Below are 19,051 nucleotides of genomic sequence, written 5' to 3'. Positions count from 1 at the left end.
AGGGGGGAATTTTCCTGGAATATAGCACATCCGCTTAAACTCAGTGAGAAAAATCTGATTACAAAAACAGCGAATTCAATAAAATAGTTTAATCAGAAAGATTCGATAAGCGCCGAAAAAGGGTGACAGCGACTGCTTTTGCCCTGAAATTAATAAGTAGTTGTTAAGTTAAATTGATTAGCAGGGTTTCAACATTCAGCGGCTGAGGTGTACTCATGTAACGGCTGGCCCAGCCAGCCGGGATAAGATGAGATTAATCCCTGGCACTGACTAAATTTGCCCGATGGCTTTGCGCGCATCTGCCTGGATTTAATCCCCGACAGAGACTGAGGATATTTACCGGTTTTTTGCTGCAAATATCCGCGGCTGAACCCATTGATTAATCAGGATAATGAAAAAAGACAGCAGAGGAGGGTAAGCGACACCCGGATGTGGGCTGAGCGGGACGCGTCAGTAAAAAAGGCCCCCGCAGGAGCCTTCTTATCTTTAACCGACTTTTTCTGCCGCGCCGACCGGCTGATTTTCATCCTGGTCGACGGCGAAGCAGGCGATCTGCTGACCACCGTAGCTTTTCAGCTTCGGTTGCAGCTGAACGCAGGTGCCAAAGCGCCGGCGGCAGCGTGCGTTGAAGGCGCAACCCGGTGGCGGACTGAGCGGACTCGGCAGCTCGCCGGTCAGCTTAATCCGCTCACGGCGGTCGTCCGGATTCAGACGCGGCGTGGCCGACAGCAGAGCCTGGGTATACGGATGGCGCGGATTAGCAAAAATCGCCTCTTTGCTGCCCTTCTCAACGCAGCGTCCGAGGTACATCACCATCACTTCATCCGCAATGTGCTCTACCACCGACAAATCGTGCGAGATAAAGACGTAGGAAAGTCCCATATCCTGCTGCAGATCCATCATCAGGTTCAGCACCTGGGCGCGCACCGAGACGTCGAGCGCCGAAACCGGCTCATCGGCAATCAGCACGTCCGGATCGAGCATCAGGCCGCGGGCAATCGCAATACGCTGGCGCTGTCCCCCGGAGAACATGTGGGGATAGCGGTCGTAATGCTCGGTCTTCAGGCCCACTTTGGCCATCATCTCCAGCGTTTTCTCGCGGCGCTCGGCTTTGGTCAGCGTGGTATTGATGACCAGCGGCTCTTCCAGAATCTGACTCACTTTCTTACGCGGATTCAGAGAGCCGTAGGGGTTCTGAAAGACGATCTGGATTTTCTGACGACGCAGTTTCTGCGCCTGCGGATCGTGCTTCAGCAGATCCTGTCCATGCCAGTAAAGCTGGCCTTCGGTCGGGGTTTCAATCATCGTCAGCAGGCGGCCAAGGGTGGATTTTCCACATCCTGACTCGCCGACTACCGCCAGCGTTTTGCCGCGCTCCAGATTAAACGACACGCCATCCAGCGCTTTCACCAGACGTTCCTGACCAAACAACCCTTTCTTCACCGGGTAGTGCTTTTTCAGATCGATCGCCTGTAACAAATACTCATGCTTGGTTGTTTCATGACTCATAAGTCGGTCTCCCGGCATCGTCCAGCGGATAGTGACACTTGGACTGGCGGCCTGGAATGGTGCGCAGTTCCGGTTCTTCCTTACGACAATGATCAGTGGCATAAGGACAGCGTGGGTTGAGCAGGCAGCCAACCGGGCGATCGTATTTGCCCGGTACCACGCCCGGCAGCGAGGCCAGACGGGCTTTATCGGCAGCGAACTCCGGCAGGGCACGCAGCAGCGCCTGGGTGTAAGGATGACGCGGTGCCTTAAAGATATCGGTCGCTTTGCCGCTCTCCACCACCTGACCGGCATACATCACAATAATGTGGTGCGCCGCTTCGGCCACCAGCGCCAGATCGTGGGTAATCAGGATCAGCGCCATGTTCTCCTGCTGCTGTAACTCCAGCAGCAGTTCGATGATCTGCGCCTGGATAGTCACGTCGAGCGCGGTGGTTGGCTCATCGGCAATCAGCAGCTTCGGACGGCAGGCTATCGCCATGGCGATCATGACACGCTGGCTCATCCCGCCCGACAGCTGGTGCGGATAAACATCCAGTCGCGACGCCGGATCGGGAATGCCCACCTGATTCAGCAGGTCGATTGCCCGCTGACGCCGGGTACGTTTGTTGCCGCCCTGATGCACTTTGATCGCTTCCATGATCTGGAAACCCACGGTGTAACAAGGGTTGAGGCTGGTCATCGGGTCCTGGAAAATCATCGCCACTTCCGCGCCCACCAGCTGGCGGCGCTCTCTTTCGGAGATGCGTTTCAGGTCGCGCTGGTTAAACTCCAGCTTTTCCGCCATCACTTTGCCAGGGAAATCGATCAGCCCCATGATCGCCAGCGAGCTGACCGACTTACCGGAGCCTGACTCGCCGACAATGCCGACTACCTGGCCCTGCTCCACCTGATAACTGATGCGGTCAACCGCCCGGAACGGTGCCTTTTCGTCGCCGAAATGCACCGACAGTTTGTCTACATTTAATAACGCCATCTCGGTGCCTCTTTACTGCTTGAGTTTCGGGTCGAGTGCATCACGCAAACCATCGCCCATCAGGTTAAATGCCAGCACGGTAAGCAGAATGACTAATCCAGGGAACGTCACCACCCACCAGGCACTTTGCGCATACTGCAATACGTCGGAGAGCATGGTGCCCCACTCCGGCGTTGGCGGTTGCGCACCCATACCGAGAAAGCCCAACGCCGCCATATCGAGAATGGCGTTGGAGAAACCTAACGACGCCTGCACGATCAACGGTGCAAGACAGTTAGGCAGAATATTAACGAACATCTGACGCAGCATACCGGCCCCGGCGACGCTGGAGGCGGTCACGTAGTCGCGGTTCACCTCCACCAGTACCGCGGCACGGGTCAGACGAATGTAGTGCGGCAGCGCGACAAACGTCAGGGCGATAGAGGCGTTAACGATTGAGGGACCGAAAATAGCCACCAGCACCAGCGCCAGCAGCAGGCTCGGCAGCGCCAGCATGATATCGACCAGGCGCATAATAGTGGCATCCACCACGCCGCCGAGGTAACCGGCCAGCAGACCGAAGATCACCCCGAAAATCAGCGACAGCACTACCACCAGGCAGCCGACCAGCAGCGACAGACGCGCGCCGTACATCAGACGCGACAGCACATCGCGGCCAACATCATCGGTACCGAGGATGTAGCTCCAGTTTCCGCCTTCCTGCCAGACCGGCGGATGCAGCAGCGCATCACGGAACTGTTCCGCCGGCGCATGGGGCGCCAGCAGATCGGCGAACACCGCCACCAGCAACATAATGATGATGTACGCCAGGCCCACCACGGCGCCTTTGTTGCGTTTAAAATAGTGCCAGAATTCCTGAAACGGGGTCATCGGCTTGGGTGCAGCGGTTACGCTGGCGGGATCAACAACAGACATGATGCCCCCTTATTTCTTATGACGTATGCGCGGGTTAACCACGCCATACAGCAGATCAACCAGCAGGTTGACCAGGATAATCAGTACCGCCGTCAGCAGCACACCGCCCTGCACTACCGGATAATCGCGGCGTTGCAGCGCTTCGATCAGCCAGCGGCCCAGACCCGGCCACGAGAAGATGGTTTCGGTCAGGATCGCGCCGGCCAGTAAGGTTCCGACCTGCAGACCGATGACGGTCACCACCGGCAGCATGGCGTTACGCAGCGCATGCACCACGATAACCCGCATCCGCGTCAGTCCTTTAGCGCGCGCCGTACGGATGTAATCTTCACCCAGCACTTCCAGCATCGCCGAGCGCGTCATACGTACAATCACCGCTAGCGGAATGGTGCCGAGCACGATAGCGGGCAAAATCATGTGCATCACCGCATCGTGGAAATCACCCGCCTCACCCCAGAAAAAGGTGTCGATCAGCATGAAGCCGGTCAGTGGCATGGTGTCATCGAGGAATACGGTGTCGCCGACGCGGCCGGAAACCGGCGTCAGATTGAACTGTACCGAAACCAGCATGATCAGCATGATGCCCCACCAGAAGATCGGCATCGAGTAGCCGGTCAGGGAGATGCCGACCGCGGTGTGATCGAAGATCGAGCCACGTTTAACCGCCGCCATCACCCCAACCGGGATGCCGATCGCGACCGCAAACAGCATCGCGCAGACGCCCAGTTCCAGCGTGGCTTTAAAGCGCGGCACAAATTCATCCCATACCGGGATGCGGCTCTTGAGTGAAATGCCCAGATCGCCATGTAATACGCCGTTAATGTAGTTCAGGTACTGTTTCCACAGCGGCTGATCCAGGCCTAACAGCGCCATTAACTGCGCGTGGCGTTCAGGGGAAATACCGCGTTCGCCCGCCATGATCAGCACCGGATCGCCGGGGATCATGTGAACAAATGCGAAAGTGAGTAATGTAATACCGATAAACGTTGGGATGACAAGGCCCAAACGTCGGAGTATGAACTGCAGCATAATCCGGGTTCTCTCTTGTCCGCGCGACCGTCGCCGCGAGGGTAGTTATTGCTTACATCTGACGATCGGGTAGGCCCGACCGCGACGCAGCCAGGCTGCGCCTCTACCGTTTCCAGTAAAACAGGGAGATAAAGCCGGAGCGACGGGTGGCCGCCCCGGAAAAGGCAATAATTATTCCTGAATGTCTACCTGGGCAAAGTAGTGTCCGCCAAGCGGATCGACTTTGTAGCCGGAGACTTTCTTGCTGACCGGTTCGTAGACCGTTGAGTGCGCGATCATCAGCGCCGGTGCCTGGTCATGCATCACAACCTGTGCCTGCTTGTAGTACTCGATGCGCTTGGCCTGATCGGCGGTGGCGCGTGCTGGCTGAATCTGATCCTCAAAGGATTTATCGCACCAGCGCGAGTAGTTAGAGCCATCTTTGGCCGCTGAACAGCTGAACAGGGTGGCGAGGAAGTTATCCGGATCCCCATTATCACCGGTCCAGCCCATCATTACGGTCTGATGTTCGCCGGCTTTGGCACGCTTCAGATATTCGCCCCACTCATAGGTAACAATCTTGGCTTTCACGCCAATCTTCGCCCAGTCGGACTGAATCATCTCCGCCATACGGCGCGCGTTCGGGTTGTAAGGACGCTGTACCGGCATCGCCCACAGGTCGATGGAGAAGCCGTCAGCCATACCTGCTTCTTTCAGCAGCGCTTTGGCTTTTTCAGGATCGTAGGCGTAGTCCTTCACGGCGTCGTTGTAGCCCCACATGGTCGGTGGGATCAGGTTTTTAGCCGTCTGGCCTGCACCCTGATAAACGGTATCAATGATCGCCTGCTTGTTCACCGCCATGGTCAGGGCCTGACGTACTTTCAGGTTATCCAGCGGTTTTTTCTCAACGTTGTACGACAGATAGCCGACGTTCAGGCCAGCCTGCTCATACAGGTTGATGTTTTTGTCCTGCTTCATGCGCGCAATGTCAGCCGGGTTTGGATACGGCATTACCTGACATTCGCCCTTCTGCAGTTTGGCGTAACGCACGGAAGCATCCGGCGTAATGGAGAAGACTAACCGATCGATTTTCGGTTTAGTGCCCCAGTAGTCCGGGTTGGCTTTATACAGAATGCGCGAATCTTTCTGGTACTGCAGCAGCTGGAACGGGCCGGTACCGACCGGATTCAGGTCGACCTTTTGCGGTGAGCCGGCTTTCAGCATGTTGTCCGCGTACTCTTTCGACAGAATAGAGGCGAAGTCCATGCCGAGATCCGCCAGGAACGGCGCTTCAGGACGGGTCAGCACAAAGCGCACGGTATGATCGTCCACTTTTTCAATTTTGCTGATCAGCTTCGGCATATCCATGCCTTCGAAATATTCGTAGCTGCCGCCGGAGACGCCATGGTAGGCGTTGTTTTTATCCAGCTGGCGTTCAAAGGTGAACACCACATCATCCGCGTTAAATTCACGCGTCGGTTTGAAATCTTTGGTGGTCTGCCACTTCACGCCTTTGCGCAGGTGGAAGGTGTAGGTTTTGCCGTCTTCGCTGACATCCCACTTCTCGGCCAGTGCTGCGTGTAATTCAGTGGTGCCGATGGTGAACTCAACCAGACGGTTGTAAATCTGGCGTGAGCTGGCGTCATAAGTGGTACCCGAGGTGAACAGCTGCGGGTTAAAGCCTTCCGGAGAACCTTCTGAACAGTAAACCAGGGTTTTTGCCTGAACACCGGCGGCGACAGTCATAGCAATCAGGCTCAGACCGACCTTCAGCATCCCGGATTTAGCCAGGGAGTTGATCATGCTTTTGCTCCATTGTGATGTGATGTTGTGTGCATTGCCCGACCTCTGGTTTTTTTATGCGGTTCAGGCGTACCACCGAACGGGTGGCTAAAGCGCGTCAGGTTTTTTATGTTTTTCCTGATGCCGTGGAAGCGGTCAGAAAATTCCGTAACTGCGCTTTATTGACGCATCAATTTGTCAACAGTTGCAAAGAACGTCAATACAACGGTTAGTTATTTACACAGAGTGTGAGGGATAGCAAGCAACGGTAAAAAAAACCCTTTTCGGCTAAAAGCCATACAAAGCACAGTGCCGCTGGCGTAACGTCCGGACTTTCTGCTGGATAGCCAGTTTGTCGCTAGTGATTCTCACCGCTAAAAAACTTAAAACTTTTACCGGCAAATGTTGAATAACTGAACGATTCACCGTGCGTTATGACGTTCAGCCAGCGGAATATGCTGGTATTGAGGCATAAGAAATCAGCAACTTGCCGCTTTCGGTCATAAGAAGAACGTGTCACGAATTATCCCTGCGTCGCAGATGTGCCAAGGGCTGCCGATGGGAAAAGCGGATTAATCCCGGCTGAAAATCAGATTGCGTTACGGATGCCTGTTATTGGAACTTTCTGGAAGATCGACAAACAGAACAGTCAACAATGGGAAGCGGGAATAGCGTAAAGGAGAAGAAAGGCCCAGTTCACTGTAAGCCTATGCCTGCAGAGTAAACATGCTCAGATTCACCCTGATTGGGGTTTGTCAGCAGGCTGAAGCGAAGGGAGCATATGCCTGTAGCAAAGCATAGCGGGCCAGGGATGGCCCGCGCTGAGCCTGCCAGGGATGGCGTCTTTTGCGTCTTTGCGGAAGGCGTATGCTCCCTGAAGCCTTACTGGCGTTGAAACCGGGACTGCTCAGGGAACACGGTCAGATCGGAAAGACGCTAAAGCCAACCCCTGGCCGCCTGCTACTGCTTCGGACGTAAAGCGAAGGGAGCATACGCCTGTAGCAAAGCATAGCGGGCCAGGGATGGTCCGCGCTGAGCCTGCCAGGGATGGCGTCTTTTTGCGTCTTTGCGGAAGGCGTATGCTCCCTGAAGCCTTACTGGCGTTGAAACCGGGACTGCTCAGGGAACACGGCCAGATCGCAAAGACGCTAAAGCCAATCCCTGGCCGCCTGATACGGTTCCGGACGTAAAGCGAAGGGAGCATACGCCTGTAGCAAAGCATAGCGGGCCAGGGATGGCCCGCGCTGAGCCTGCCAGGGATGGCGTCTTTTGCGTCTTTGCGGAAGGCGTATGCTCCCTGAAGCCTGCCTGGCGTTGAAACCGGGACTGCTCAGGGAACACGGTCAGATCGGAAAGACGCTAAAGCCAATCCCTGGCCGCTCGGCCCGCGCCGTCCATGGCGCGGGACGCTTTCCTCTTCTGCCCGTGTTCCCGGCGCCTTGAGCTTATTCGTTGCGGCCAGATTCACTCTGACTGGGCCAATCAGCAGGCTCAAACCTCCTTCGGAGGTCCTCATCCTCTTTTGCTACAGACGAAAAAAAACCTGTCTTTTCAGACAGGTTTCTTAAATATGGTCGGCGAGAGAGGATTACCGGGCTCTGCGAGCCTGCCCTGCGGGCCGTTGCTGAAGCAACGTTGTCTCGCTGCGCTCGGCTCAAACCTCCTTCGGAGGTCCTCATCCTCTTTTACAACAGACGAAAAAAAACCTGTCTTTTCAGACAGGTTTCTTAAATATGGTCGGCGAGAGAGGATTCGAACCTCCGACCCACTGGTCCCAAACCAGTTGCGCTACCAAGCTGCGCTACTCGCCGATGGGGGCGCATGTTACTGCGACCCCCGATCAGCGTCAACCGCTTTTTGCGCTTTTGCCGCCAATCGCCTGGAAAGCGCGCGGTTGCTGATCATCCCGCACCCGATTCACCGATTCGGCGTTGTTATTACAGCGGTTTCGCCGGGCTGGTCGCCGGAGCCTGACACCAGTTGTTGGCCGGATTAATCCCGCCATCTGGCGAGGTGTAACCCAGGCAACCAAGAATGGTATCAAACAATTCTACGTGGCGATGGGTTTTGCCGACGCGCTGCTGCGCCTGTAAGCGCTCAAAGTTGCTGCGGTTCTGGCTGTCGGCCAGATACTTATCTGACGCCCACACCATCATCGGAACGCGGAACTGCTCCGGCGGTGCCATCTCACGTGGGGTGCCGTGCAGGTGCATATTTTCGCTGATCGACTCACCGTGGTCAGCGGCATAGAAGACAATCGCCTTCTTATCACGCAGCTGATCCAGCACGCTGTCGAGCATGCTATCGACATACAGCACCGAGTTGTCATAGGCATTAATCAACTGTGCTTTGCTACAGGTTTCATCCACCCCCATACATTCCGGCTGGTACTTCGCGAAACTGCGCGGATAACGTTGAGAATAGAGATAGTGCGAACCCTTGGTGTGCAGCACGACCAGATGCTTGCCTTTCGGGAAGCGATCCAGCGACGCCTTCATCTCAGGCACCAGCAGCATGTCATCGACCGCTTTACCCTGGTTACGCTTCTCTGAACCAATCTGCTCACGGAAAGCAAAGTTATTGGCGTTGATGTTGTCGTAGAACCAGACCTCACTCTGCATCGCAAACAGCTCAGAGGTAAAGCCCAGCTCTTTCATCACCGCAAACACGTTTTGCTCTTTCAGCGTACGGCCAGGGTTATCCATGGTGCCGCCTTCGCGCACGAACATGCAGCGCAGCGACAGCTTGGTAGCGGTATCACAGGACTCACCGCGGAACGCGACCAGGTTTTTCTCTTTCGAGAGCTTCGGCGTGGTATCACGATCGTAGCCGAGCATGCCCATGTGATCCCAGCGGGTGGTTTCCCCAATCACGAACACCACATAGGTGTCGTCCAGCCCGGCAGGTGCGACGTAGGTAAACTTCTTCGCCGGATCGAGCAGTTCCTCGCTATTCAGCGACTCATCTATGCGGGTCCAGGCAAACAGCCCCACCGCCGCCAGCCAGTTCGAAGGTAGATAAGAGTGCGCCACCACACCGCCGTAGCTCGGCAGATCGATGTTGGTGATCTCTTCATTATTCTTCTGCAGCTTGTCGAAAAACCGAATTGGCAGCCAGACCAGCGCCACACAGATCAGCATAATCAGAGTGGGTTTCAGGCGTTGTCCTGGCGTACGCAGCTGTTCATTCAGCGTCATACTCAGTTTATTACGCCAGATCATTAACAGCGGCAGCGCGCTGACCAGCACCATCCACAGGATGAAATGGTAGCCAATCACCTCTTTGGAGAGATCGGTATCGGTGGTCATCACCGATGCCACAATGCCGTAGCCAATCACGACGTTAAAAAATGCCATGTAATAGGCGGCAGCAACAGAAATCAGCACGATAAGCGTGGCGAGCACGCGATAAAACCACTTTCCACCCAGCGACAGCAGCCGCATCAGGAAGAAAGTCAGCAGCACAATTGCCACCACTTCGGTCACGGCAGTCAGCCAGTTGGTCACCGTCGATTTCGTCAGGAAACCGTCAAAACGGCGATAAAAAATCGGTAAATTCAATAATATACCGAGATAGAGCGCGAGCAGTAGCGACAACTTTTGCTGCGTTAAGGTTTTAATATAATTCATGAAAAATGGAGTTTCCCCGGAATGATGCGCTTTACCAAATCTTTAATGTGACTACCGAAACGCGGCAGAGTTCGCTGAATAAGCGGACCGGACCAGATGAAGGAGAATTCTGAACGGATTTACAGGCTATAACGCGAGGTGGCCCAGTAAAACATGGCGACACCTGATAGACCAGAAAATAATCTTTGTCGAGCCGATTAGCACATTTTTTGTACAAACGGTATTGCCGGTCGGATCCCGACTGAGGCAAACAAGGCAGAAGTGCGGGATAAGGCGTGGCGGGCGGACAGGAGAGAGCGGGCCAGCATAGCTGGCCCGCGATACGCTTAGCGAATGATGTTCAGCGTCACGTCGATGTTATTGCGGGTCGCGTTTGAGTAAGGACAAACGATATGTGCGGCATCAACCAGCTTCTGCGCTTCGGCTTCATCCATTTCTGGCAGATGAATGTTCAGGGTAGCTTCGATACCAAAGCCATTCGGGATCGGACCGATACCGACTTCACCTTCAATCCACGCCTCTTTCGGCATCGCGATTTTGTCACGGCCGGCGACGAATTTCATTGCGCCCAGGAAGCAGGCTGAGTAACCCGCAGCGAACAGTTGCTCAGGGTTAGTCACTTCACCACCAGCACCGCCCATCTCTTTTGGTACACCCAGCTTCACGTCCAGCACACCGTCAGAGGAGGTTGCACGGCCATCACGACCACCGGTTGCTTTGGCTTTTGCACGGTAAACCACTTGTTCTAAAGACATGACATTTCTCCGTTACGCTATTTAATCGCTCACTACTTGTAACGCGGTAATGAGGCGGTGAGGTTCAACGGGCGCGATACGCCCGTCAGTAAGATTTATCGTGATCGGTTCAGATTGTCGCGTAAACCGTCCAGCTGCACTTTCAGCGCCAGCAACGCATCATCGTCACAGGCGGTCGCGCATTTGACCGCTTCCGGAATAGATTCCGCCTTACTGCGCAACGCCCGGCCAGCCTCGGTCAGAGTCACTGCAACCTGGCGCTCATCCTGCCGGGTGCGCTGACGCATAATCAGTCCGGCACTTTCCAGGCGCTTCAGCAGCGGCGTCAGGGTGGCTGAATCCAGGAAAAGCTGCTCGCCAATCTCTGAAACCGTAAGATCGTCCTTTTGCCACAGCACCAGCATCACCAGATATTGCGGGTAGGTAATGTCGAGTTGGGACAGCAACTGACGATAGACCTTATTCATCGCCAGATTAGCGGAATAAAGTGCAAAGCAGAGTTGCTGATCGACCAACAGTGGCATCGTTTTCACTTTTTTGTCATCTTGATCACTGTTCATAGTGGTAAATATAGATAGCGCGCTAGATAATTGCAAGCAAACTTTTTGAACAGGGGAAAACGCATGCAGAATTCACTGGAAGAACACGCGCGACGCTACGCAACGCAGGCCCATGCCGATGCTGGTCAGCGTCGCAAATATACCGATGAACCCTATATTGTTCACCCGGCGGCGGTGGCGGAACTCGTCCGCAGCGTCAGCGATGACGACGCCCTGCTGGCGGCGGCGTGGCTTCATGATACGGTTGAAGATACGCCGACCACGCTGGCCGATATCGACACGCTGTTTGGTGCCCGCGTCGCCAGTCTGGTCGAGATGCTGACCGACAGCGCACCGGCATCCGCAAAGAACCGGGCAGCGCGTAAGCTGGCGCACTTCCGACATACCGCCAGCGCCAGTCCGGAGGCGCAAACCATCAAGCTGGCGGACATCATCGACAATACCCGGGCGATCGTGCGCTTCGATCCCCACTTCGCCCGCATCTATCTGGTGGAAAAACGGGTGCAGATTGATCTGCTGAAGCAGGGTGATGCGCAGCTATGGCAGCAGGCCTCAACCATTATCGAATCAGGCATTGCCCAACTGGGACAGCCACCCTACAACGTGCCGGACAGCTGGTTTGAGAAGCAGGCGGCCAGATACCGCGAGCCAGGCTAAAAAAAAACCCGCCATGGCGGGTTCCTTTGGATTTTTCTTCATTATTCCAGCAGTTGCCGACCCAGATAGGGATTGGCATGCAACAGCTTCATTAATTTCTGTGCTGTCGCGGAAGGACGGGTACGTCGGGCTTCCCAACTTTTTACTGAAGAAACGCTTACGCCCATCACTTTTGCAAATTCATCAACCTGCATGCCGGTCATTTCGCGCAGACGCTGTGGCTCTGGCACGGCAGGTTGGCGTTGAATAGAGATCTCAGCGGGACGGTTGTCACGTGTCAAAACAATCTGCTCAAGGCTGCTGAGCAATTCAAACATTGGGTCTTTTAATTCCATAGAGAACTCCTTAAAAACTCACTATGAAGCACGTGAAAGTAGAGAGGTACGAGTCTGAAGTCAGACTCTGAAACCGGGCCTGGTCAGGCTGTATCCCGCAAGGGTTTGTTTTTGTTATGAGAGAAACCACTACGGGACACAGCCTGCTGTGCACTGCTTGTAAACATGTCAGGTCAATGCAACAAATGCCGGGAAGCTAAGTATGGATAGAGACCTGACGATTTGCCGCGCAATTTATAATTATTTTTTTATCTTTTCTTAGCCGGAAAAGTTCCAGCGCCACTAAATAGTTGAGGCTACTATCTTTTGTACCTCAGCAAGCGGCAAAAAAATCAAATTATGTTTGGTAGTAATGTGGATGCCGTCATGCTTTCTGTCGGCATATTGTCGATTCTGTGAGGAAATACACTTCCACCTGAACGAGTGCAAAATATACGCCAATGGCTCACTTCTTAAACATTTATATTCACTGTGTTAATCAAATTAAGAATAGTCCTGGGGCGATATGCCGCGCGGCCGCGGCGTGGCTCACATCCGTGGGCTAACAATTCTTTTACTCTGCCGTAACCTTTTCCGCGGCTGGCGCAGCCGTCACCACGCGGGTGCCTTATGCAGGTGCGTGCGAACGATCTCTGCGAGATCGCTGCGCTGTCGTGGTGCGCCGCCGGGCGACAACATCACCGGAGAGATTCTGCGAATCGCAGAAGAGTTAATCAAAAGGAACAGTGATGAGTGAAGTTGATTTTAATGTGAGTTATGCCTCCCATCGGGTGCCAATGATGGGGCGCAATGCCGTCGCTACCTCACAGCCACTGGCGGCCCAGGCTGGGATTCGAATGCTGCAACAGGGCGGTAATGCGGTGGATGCCGCCATCGCCACGGCTATCGCGCTGACCGTGGTCGAGCCGACCGGCAACGGCATCGGCAGCGACGCCTTCGCCATTGTCTGGGATGGCCAGGAACTGCACGGCCTGAACGCCTCAGGGCGTGCGCCAGCCGCCTGGAACCTGCAACGCTTTGCCGGACATCAGGTGATGCCGGAGATCGGCTGGGAGTCGGTCACAGTGCCCGGTGCCGTTTCGGCGTGGGTGGCGCTGGCCCAACGCTTCGGCACGCTGCCGCTCACCACCTTAGCCCAGCCGGCGATTGACTATGCGCGCCACGGTTTTCCGGTTTCGCCGCTGATTGGCCAGCTGTGGCAGCGCGGCTACGACAAGCTGCGGCATCAGCCTGGCTTCAGCGACTGTTTTGCCCCGCAGGGTCGTCCACCACGCATCGGCGAACTGTTCCGTAACCCGGCGCAGGCCAGCACTTTGCAGCAGATTGCCGCGAGCCAGGGGGAAAGCTTTTATCGCGGTGAACTGGCGCAGAAAATGGTGGCCTTTGCCCGCGAGCACGGTGCCGCCCTGACGCTGGACGATCTCAGCAAGCATCGCCCTGACTGGGTGAAATTACTGTCACGTCCGTTTGCCGGCGGATCGGTGCAGGAGCTGCCGCCTAACGGTCAGGGCATCGCCACCTTAATCGCCCTCGGTATCCTCGAAGAGTGGGACATTGGCCGCTATGCGCCCGACTCACCGCAGTGGCTGCATCTGTCAATTGAGGCGATGAAACTGGCGCTGGTCGATCTGACGCGCTACGTCAGTGATGAAGATCACCTTGAGTTCCCGGCGGACCGGCTGCTGAGCGCTGACTATATCCGCCAGCGGGCCGGGTTAATCGATCCGGCACAGGCGGGTGATTACGCGTTTGGTGCTCCGCAGCAAAGTGGCACGGTCTATCTCTCCACCGCCGATGCCAGCGGCATGATGGTGTCATTTATTCAGTCTAACTACATGGGTTTTGGATCGGGCGTGGTAGTGCCGGATACCGGTATCAGCCTGCAGAACCGCGGCGCGGGCTTTTCACTCGATCCGCATCATCCCAACGTGGTGGCGGGCGGCAAGCGGCCGTTCCATACCATTATTCCCGCCTTCGCGCTGGATGGTCAGGGTCAGCCACTGATGTCGTTTGGTGTGATGGGCGGCCCGATGCAGGCGCAGGGGCACCTGCAACTGGCGCTGCGGATTATGCTGCATCGGCAAAATCCGCAGGCCGCGATCGATGCGCCGCGCTGGCGAGTGGAACAGGGCCGTGAAGTGGTGTTTGAATCGACTCTCGACCGCAATACCCTCAGCACCCTGCGCCGTATGGGCCACCAGGTGGTGCTGGAAGATCCGCTGAGTAACTATAATTTTGGCGGCGCACAGGCGATTGTCCGCGATCCGCAGGGCTTCTATATTGCCGCCACCGAAAGCCGTAAAGATGGTCAGGCCGTGGTGTTTTAAGGCCGTCTGAGCGCGGCTGCCAAGCGTTATGCTGCCCGTCGTCTGCGGTTGCGGATGACCGGCGGACAGCAGCCGGGATGACCGGCACAGCGTCATCGACCGTGTTGCGCATCCTGCCCGGCAGCAGACAACCGCGATCGGCTGCATATCACTGATGGTTTCGCATTGTGCCGCGACGCGGGTTTGTTCTATTCTTTAGGCCATTCTTACCTGGACATCAGCCAGTTTCACCGACAGGAGTTGAACGTATGGCTTTAGGACTCACACGCCTCTGGGCGCGCGGCGCGTTTTTAGTCGCTGGCGCGCTGATCGTGCTGCAACTCACCGCATGCGGTGATAAAGAAGGCGAGCAGCGCAAAGCATTTATCGATTTTCTGCAGAATACCGTAATGCGCAGTGGCGAGCACCTGCCGAGCCTGAGCGAAAACCAAAAACAGAGCTTTGGCAATTTTGCCGGTGATTACGCCATCCTGTATGGCTTCTCGCAGCAGGCGAATAAGGCGGTCGATCAGGGTATGCGTCCGGTGGTGGATGAGCTTTCTGCCATTCGCGTGCCGCAGGATTACCTTAATCGTCGCGACTCGCTGCGCCAGGCAAACAGCGCGCTGGTGATTGTCACTCAACAGATCGAAAGCGCCAAAATGCAGGCGGACAGCAGCAAAGCGGCCCTGAAGCAGTCTGATGATCTGAAAAAAGTTTACGATACCGCCTACAACAAAGTGGTCACCGTGCCGGCGAATCAGCTTATCCCACTGTTGCCACAGCTGCAGGCGCTGAGCCAGGCCGCGGTACAGACCGGTGATTTCCTGCAAACCCAGGGCACCCGCGTCAGTTTTAACGATGGCGGCGTACAGTTCCCGACCCAGGAGCAGGCTTCGCAATATAACGCGCTGATGAGTACCTTATCAGCCAATGCCCAGGCGCTGACCCAGGCACAAAGTGCCGTTCAGGGTGGTTTACAGTAACCTCATTTAGCGGCAGGCGTCGATCGCCTGCCCTTTTCCCACTCCGTTTTGTCTCCCCTCTCCCCCTGCTTTCTGCTGGCCTGACTAAAGTGTGATCGGGCGCATTTTTGACCAAAAATAGTTTGTGATCGAAGTCACAGAGTCATAACAAACTGCCGCCTGTAAAATGTGACAATGGTCACAGATAAGCCGGTTTTGCGGTTAAAATCCCGCCACCTTAAGACTCTTCTGAGTTATTTTTGTGATCATAGTCACTAAAAATACCCCCGCTACCACCCGCATTACGTGATCTGAATCACACTTATTTCGGCCGCTACGCAGCGTCATATTCGCGTGGTAGAGTCCGGCTGCATACAGTAATACCACCGGCTGATTGCCGGGGTGGCTAAACAAAAACAAGCGCGCTCTCCTATTGCAGCGCGTCTCAATAAGGGGTGGGTTTATGTCCTCATCAGTGAAGGTCAAAGTACAGAGCTTTGGTCGCTTTCTGAGTAATATGGTGATGCCAAATATCGGGGCGTTTATCGCCTGGGGTATCATCACTGCACTGTTTATTCCAACTGGCTGGATCCCTAACGAAACGTTAGCCAAACTGGTTGGCCCGATGATCACCTATCTGCTGCCGCTGTTGATCGGCTTTACCGGTGGACGTCTGGTCGGCGGCGATCGCGGTGGCGTGGTCGGTGCAATCACCACCATGGGGGTGATTGTTGGTGCCGATATGCCGATGTTCCTCGGCTCAATGATTGCTGGTCCGTTGGGCGGCTGGGCGATCAAGTCGTTTGACCGGGTCGTCGACGGCAAAATCAAAAGCGGCTTCGAGATGCTGGTTAACAACTTCTCTGCCGGCATTATCGGTATGCTGCTGGCGCTGCTGGCGTTCCTGGCTATCGGTCCGCTGGTTGAAGGGTTGTCGCACATCCTCGCGGCGGGCGTGAACCTGATGGTGCAGAACAACCTGCTGCCATTAACCTCCATCTTCGTCGAACCGGCGAAAATCCTGTTTCTGAACAACGCCATTAACCACGGCATCTTCTCGCCGCTCGGTATCCAGCAGGCGAGCGAAGCGGGCAAGTCGATTTTCTTCCTGATTGAAGCCAACCCAGGTCCCGGTATGGGCGTGCTGATGGCGTACATGTTCTTTGGTCGTGGCAGTGCCAAACAGTCTGCGGGCGGTGCGGCTATTATCCACTTCCTCGGCGGCATCCATGAAATCTACTTCCCGTATGTGCTGATGGCGCCGCGTCTGCTGCTGGCGGTGATCCTCGGCGGGATGACCGGCGTCTTCACCCTGACGCTGCTGAATGGCGGCCTGGTCTCCCCTGCTTCGCCAGGTTCTATCCTCGCCGTGCTGGCGATGACGCCAAAAGGCGCTTACTTCGCTAATATCGCGGCGATCATCGCGGCGTTCGCGGTCTCCTTCGTGGTCTCTGCCATCCTGCTGAAAACCAGCAAAGTGAAAGAAGATGACGATATCGAAGCCGCAACAAAACGCATGCAGGATATGAAGGCGCAGTCTAAAGGCCAGACCACGGCGGGCGCACCGGTTGCCAGCGATGCAATGAGCGTTGAGCTGCACCACGTGCGTAAAATCATTGTGGCCTGTGATGCCGGTATGGGTTCCAGCGCCATGGGCGCAGGCGTGCTGCGTAAGAAAGTGCAGGATGCCGGCTTAAGCAACGTGTCGGTAACCAACACGGCGATTAACGCCCTGCCGGGTGATGTCGATCTGGTGATTACCCACCGTGACCTGACCGAACGCGCGATTCGCCAGGCGCCCCATGCTCAGCATATCTCGCTGAACAACTTCCTCGACAGCGCGCTCTACAGCACCCTGACCGACCGTCTGGTGGCGGCTAACCGCAGCGAAGTCCACCGTGAAACGGTGCAGACTGCGCTGTCAGACAGCTACGACGAAGGCAACGCGCACCTGTTCAGACTGGGTGCGGACAACGTGTTCCTCGGCCTGAGCGCCAGCAACAAAGAGCAGGCGATTCGTTTTGCCGGTGAACAGCTGGTGAAAGGCGGCTACGTTGAGCCAGAGTATATTGACGCGATGCTGGCACGTGAAAAACTGACGCCAACCTACCTCGGTGAGTCGATTGCCGTGCCGCACGGAACGGTTGAAGCCAAAGACCGGGTGCTGAAAACCGGCGTGGTGTTCTGCCAGTATCCGGCAGGCGTGCAGTTCGGTGATGATGCGGAAGATGTGGCGCGGCTGGTTATCGGTATTGCAGCCCGCAATAACGAGCACATCCAGGTGATCACCAGCCTGACCAATGCGCTGGATGATGACAGCGTGATTGAAAAGCTGGCCAATACCACCCGGGTGCAGGACGTGCTGGATCTGCTGTCAGGCAAACCGGCCACCGCGTAATTTAAACGGATTATTTTCCCTGGGGCGGACAGGCCCGTCCCGATTCCTGGGGCGGGCGTGCCCGCCCCTTCGTCATTTGATATGGGTCAAAAATTATGAAAGCGTTACATTTCGGAGCAGGAAACATTGGTCGCGGCTTCATCGGTAAATTACTGGCGGATGCAGGTATCGAACTGGTTTTTGCTGATGTGAATCAGGTGGTGCTGGATGCACTCAACGCGCGTCATGAGTATCCCGTTCATGTGGTTGGCGAACAGGCCAAAGTGGAAAGAGTAAAAGGCGTTAGCGCAGTAAACAGCACCAGCGATGAGATCATCACGCTGGTGTCAGAGGTTGATCTGGTGACCACGGCGGTTGGCCCGCAGATTCTGGAACGCATCGCCACCAGCGTTGCCAACGGTCTGGCCAGACGCAGCGACAACGGTAATCTCCGTCCGTTAAACATCATCGCCTGTGAAAACATGGTGCGCGGCACCAGCCAGCTGAAACAGCATGTGCTGAAAGCACTGCCGCAGCAGTATCACGCCTGGCTGGAACAGCATGTCGGTTTTGTTGATTCTGCGGTCGATCGCATCGTCCCCCCTTCCGAGGCAGGCAGCACCGATCCGCTGGAAGTGACGGTCGAAACCTTCAGCGAATGGATTGTCGATAAAACCCAGTTCAAAGGCGATCTGCCGGCCATTCCAGGTATGGAGCTGACCGATAATCTGATGGCCTTCGTCGAGCGTAAACTGTTCACTCTGAATACCGGTCATGCCATCACCGCTTATCTTGGCCAGCTGGCGGGTCACCAGACCATCCGCGACGCGATCCTTGATGAAAAAGTACGGGCGATTGTTAAAGGCGCGATGGAAGAGAGCGGCGCAGTGCTGATTAAGCGTTACGATTTTGACGCCGATAAGCACGCGGCTTATATCCAGAAAATCCTCGGCCGGTTTGAAAATCCTTACCTGAAAGATGATGTTGAGCGGGTCGGCCGCCAGCCGTTACGTAAACTGAGCGCGGGCGATCGCCTGATCAAGCCGACGCTGGGTACGCTGGAGTATGGCTTGCCGCACGATTGTCTGGTACAGGGTATTGCGGCCGCGATGCACTATCGCAGCGATCAGGACCCACAGGCTCAGGAGCTGGCTGCGCTGCTGGCAGAGAAAGGCCCACAGGCCACGCTGGCTGAGATTTCCGGACTGGACGCCAACAGCGAAGTGGTGGCTTCTGTGGTGAGCGCCTGGCACGCTATGGCATAATGCGCGCGTGTT

At 55.7% G+C, this 19,051-nt stretch carries 14 protein-coding genes, 1 tRNA gene and 1 other RNA gene; 5 read left to right on the top strand and 11 right to left on the bottom strand.

What is annotated here, in order from left to right; translation table 11 throughout:
* Positions 1 to 486: 486 nt before the first annotated feature.
* From dppF to ABIB18_RS14760, 10 genes are all read right to left on the bottom strand, one after another.
* Positions 487 to 1,509, bottom strand: a complete 1,023-nt coding sequence (gene dppF, locus ABIB18_RS14805) for a dipeptide ABC transporter ATP-binding subunit DppF (protein ID WP_069728620.1) — start codon at positions 1,507 to 1,509, stop codon at positions 487 to 489.
* A complete protein-coding gene (gene dppD / locus ABIB18_RS14800; RefSeq protein ID WP_031377815.1) occupies positions 1,499 to 2,485 on the bottom strand; it encodes a dipeptide ABC transporter ATP-binding protein in 987 nt (328 codons plus the stop codon). The genes dppF and dppD overlap by 11 nt, the downstream gene beginning before the upstream one ends.
* 12 nt (positions 2,486 to 2,497) lie before the next feature.
* Positions 2,498 to 3,400, bottom strand: coding sequence for a dipeptide ABC transporter permease DppC (dppC, locus tag ABIB18_RS14795; RefSeq protein ID WP_031377816.1), 903 nt, complete (start codon positions 3,398 to 3,400; stop codon positions 2,498 to 2,500).
* Positions 3,401 to 3,409: 9 nt separating this feature from the next.
* A complete protein-coding gene (gene dppB / locus ABIB18_RS14790; RefSeq protein ID WP_031377817.1) occupies positions 3,410 to 4,429 on the bottom strand; it encodes a dipeptide ABC transporter permease DppB in 1,020 nt (339 codons plus the stop codon).
* 171 nt (positions 4,430 to 4,600) lie between these two features.
* Entirely contained in the window at positions 4,601 to 6,211 is a 1,611-nt protein-coding gene (gene dppA, locus ABIB18_RS14785) for a dipeptide ABC transporter periplasmic-binding protein DppA (RefSeq protein ID WP_354474639.1), read from the bottom strand.
* Positions 6,212 to 7,761: 1,550 nt separating this feature from the next.
* Positions 7,762 to 7,890: non-coding RNA, RtT sRNA (locus tag ABIB18_RS14780), on the bottom strand.
* A 34-nt stretch (positions 7,891 to 7,924) separates the two neighbouring features.
* Positions 7,925 to 8,001 (bottom strand) — tRNA-Pro (locus ABIB18_RS14775).
* Between the two features lie 126 nt (positions 8,002 to 8,127).
* Positions 8,128 to 9,819 (bottom strand): kdo(2)-lipid A phosphoethanolamine 7''-transferase, encoded by a 1,692-nt coding sequence (gene eptB, locus ABIB18_RS14770; RefSeq protein ID WP_256150991.1) that lies wholly within the window; start codon positions 9,817 to 9,819, stop codon positions 8,128 to 8,130.
* Between the two features lie 326 nt (positions 9,820 to 10,145).
* Positions 10,146 to 10,574, bottom strand: coding sequence for an organic hydroperoxide resistance protein (locus tag ABIB18_RS14765; RefSeq protein WP_031375563.1), 429 nt, complete (start codon positions 10,572 to 10,574; stop codon positions 10,146 to 10,148).
* Positions 10,575 to 10,669: 95 nt separating this feature from the next.
* The gene (locus tag ABIB18_RS14760) at positions 10,670 to 11,134 is read right to left on the bottom strand and encodes a MarR family winged helix-turn-helix transcriptional regulator (RefSeq protein WP_031375564.1); all 465 of its coding nucleotides are present in this window, start codon (positions 11,132 to 11,134) and stop codon (positions 10,670 to 10,672) included.
* Positions 11,135 to 11,197: 63 nt separating this feature from the next.
* Here ABIB18_RS14760 and ABIB18_RS14755 point away from each other — a divergent pair, with 63 nt between their 5' ends.
* Positions 11,198 to 11,791, top strand: coding sequence for an HD domain-containing protein (locus ABIB18_RS14755; protein WP_031375565.1), 594 nt, complete (start codon positions 11,198 to 11,200; stop codon positions 11,789 to 11,791).
* A gap of 41 nt (positions 11,792 to 11,832) precedes the next feature.
* Here ABIB18_RS14755 and ABIB18_RS14750 read toward each other — a convergent pair whose 3' ends face one another.
* Positions 11,833 to 12,126 carry an HTH-type transcriptional regulator gene (locus ABIB18_RS14750; protein WP_031375566.1) on the bottom strand — a complete coding sequence of 98 codons (294 nt, stop codon included), beginning with the start codon at positions 12,124 to 12,126 and terminating at the stop codon, positions 11,833 to 11,835.
* A 728-nt stretch (positions 12,127 to 12,854) separates the two neighbouring features.
* Between ABIB18_RS14750 and ABIB18_RS14745 the strand changes: the two genes are divergently transcribed.
* From ABIB18_RS14745 to mtlD, 4 genes are all read left to right on the top strand, one after another.
* A complete protein-coding gene (locus ABIB18_RS14745) occupies positions 12,855 to 14,453 on the top strand; it encodes a gamma-glutamyltransferase family protein (RefSeq protein ID WP_354474637.1) in 1,599 nt (532 codons plus the stop codon).
* 248 nt (positions 14,454 to 14,701) lie between these two features.
* The gene (locus ABIB18_RS14740; protein ID WP_069728623.1) at positions 14,702 to 15,418 is read left to right on the top strand and encodes a DUF3053 domain-containing protein; all 717 of its coding nucleotides are present in this window, start codon (positions 14,702 to 14,704) and stop codon (positions 15,416 to 15,418) included.
* Positions 15,419 to 15,860: 442 nt separating this feature from the next.
* Positions 15,861 to 17,795, top strand: a complete 1,935-nt coding sequence (locus ABIB18_RS14735) for a PTS mannitol transporter subunit IICBA (protein ID WP_031375569.1) — start codon at positions 15,861 to 15,863, stop codon at positions 17,793 to 17,795.
* 95 nt (positions 17,796 to 17,890) lie between these two features.
* On the top strand, positions 17,891 to 19,039 hold the full coding sequence (gene mtlD / locus ABIB18_RS14730; RefSeq protein WP_031375570.1) for a mannitol-1-phosphate 5-dehydrogenase: 1,149 nt from the start codon (positions 17,891 to 17,893) through the stop codon (positions 19,037 to 19,039).
* Positions 19,040 to 19,051 lie beyond the last annotated feature (12 nt).

The sequence above is a fragment of the Pantoea sp. UYEF8 genome (assembly GCF_040546285.1).
GTDB classification, from domain to species: domain Bacteria; phylum Pseudomonadota; class Gammaproteobacteria; order Enterobacterales; family Enterobacteriaceae; genus Pantoea; species Pantoea brenneri.
This window is presented reverse-complemented; position numbering and strand designations above follow the sequence as displayed.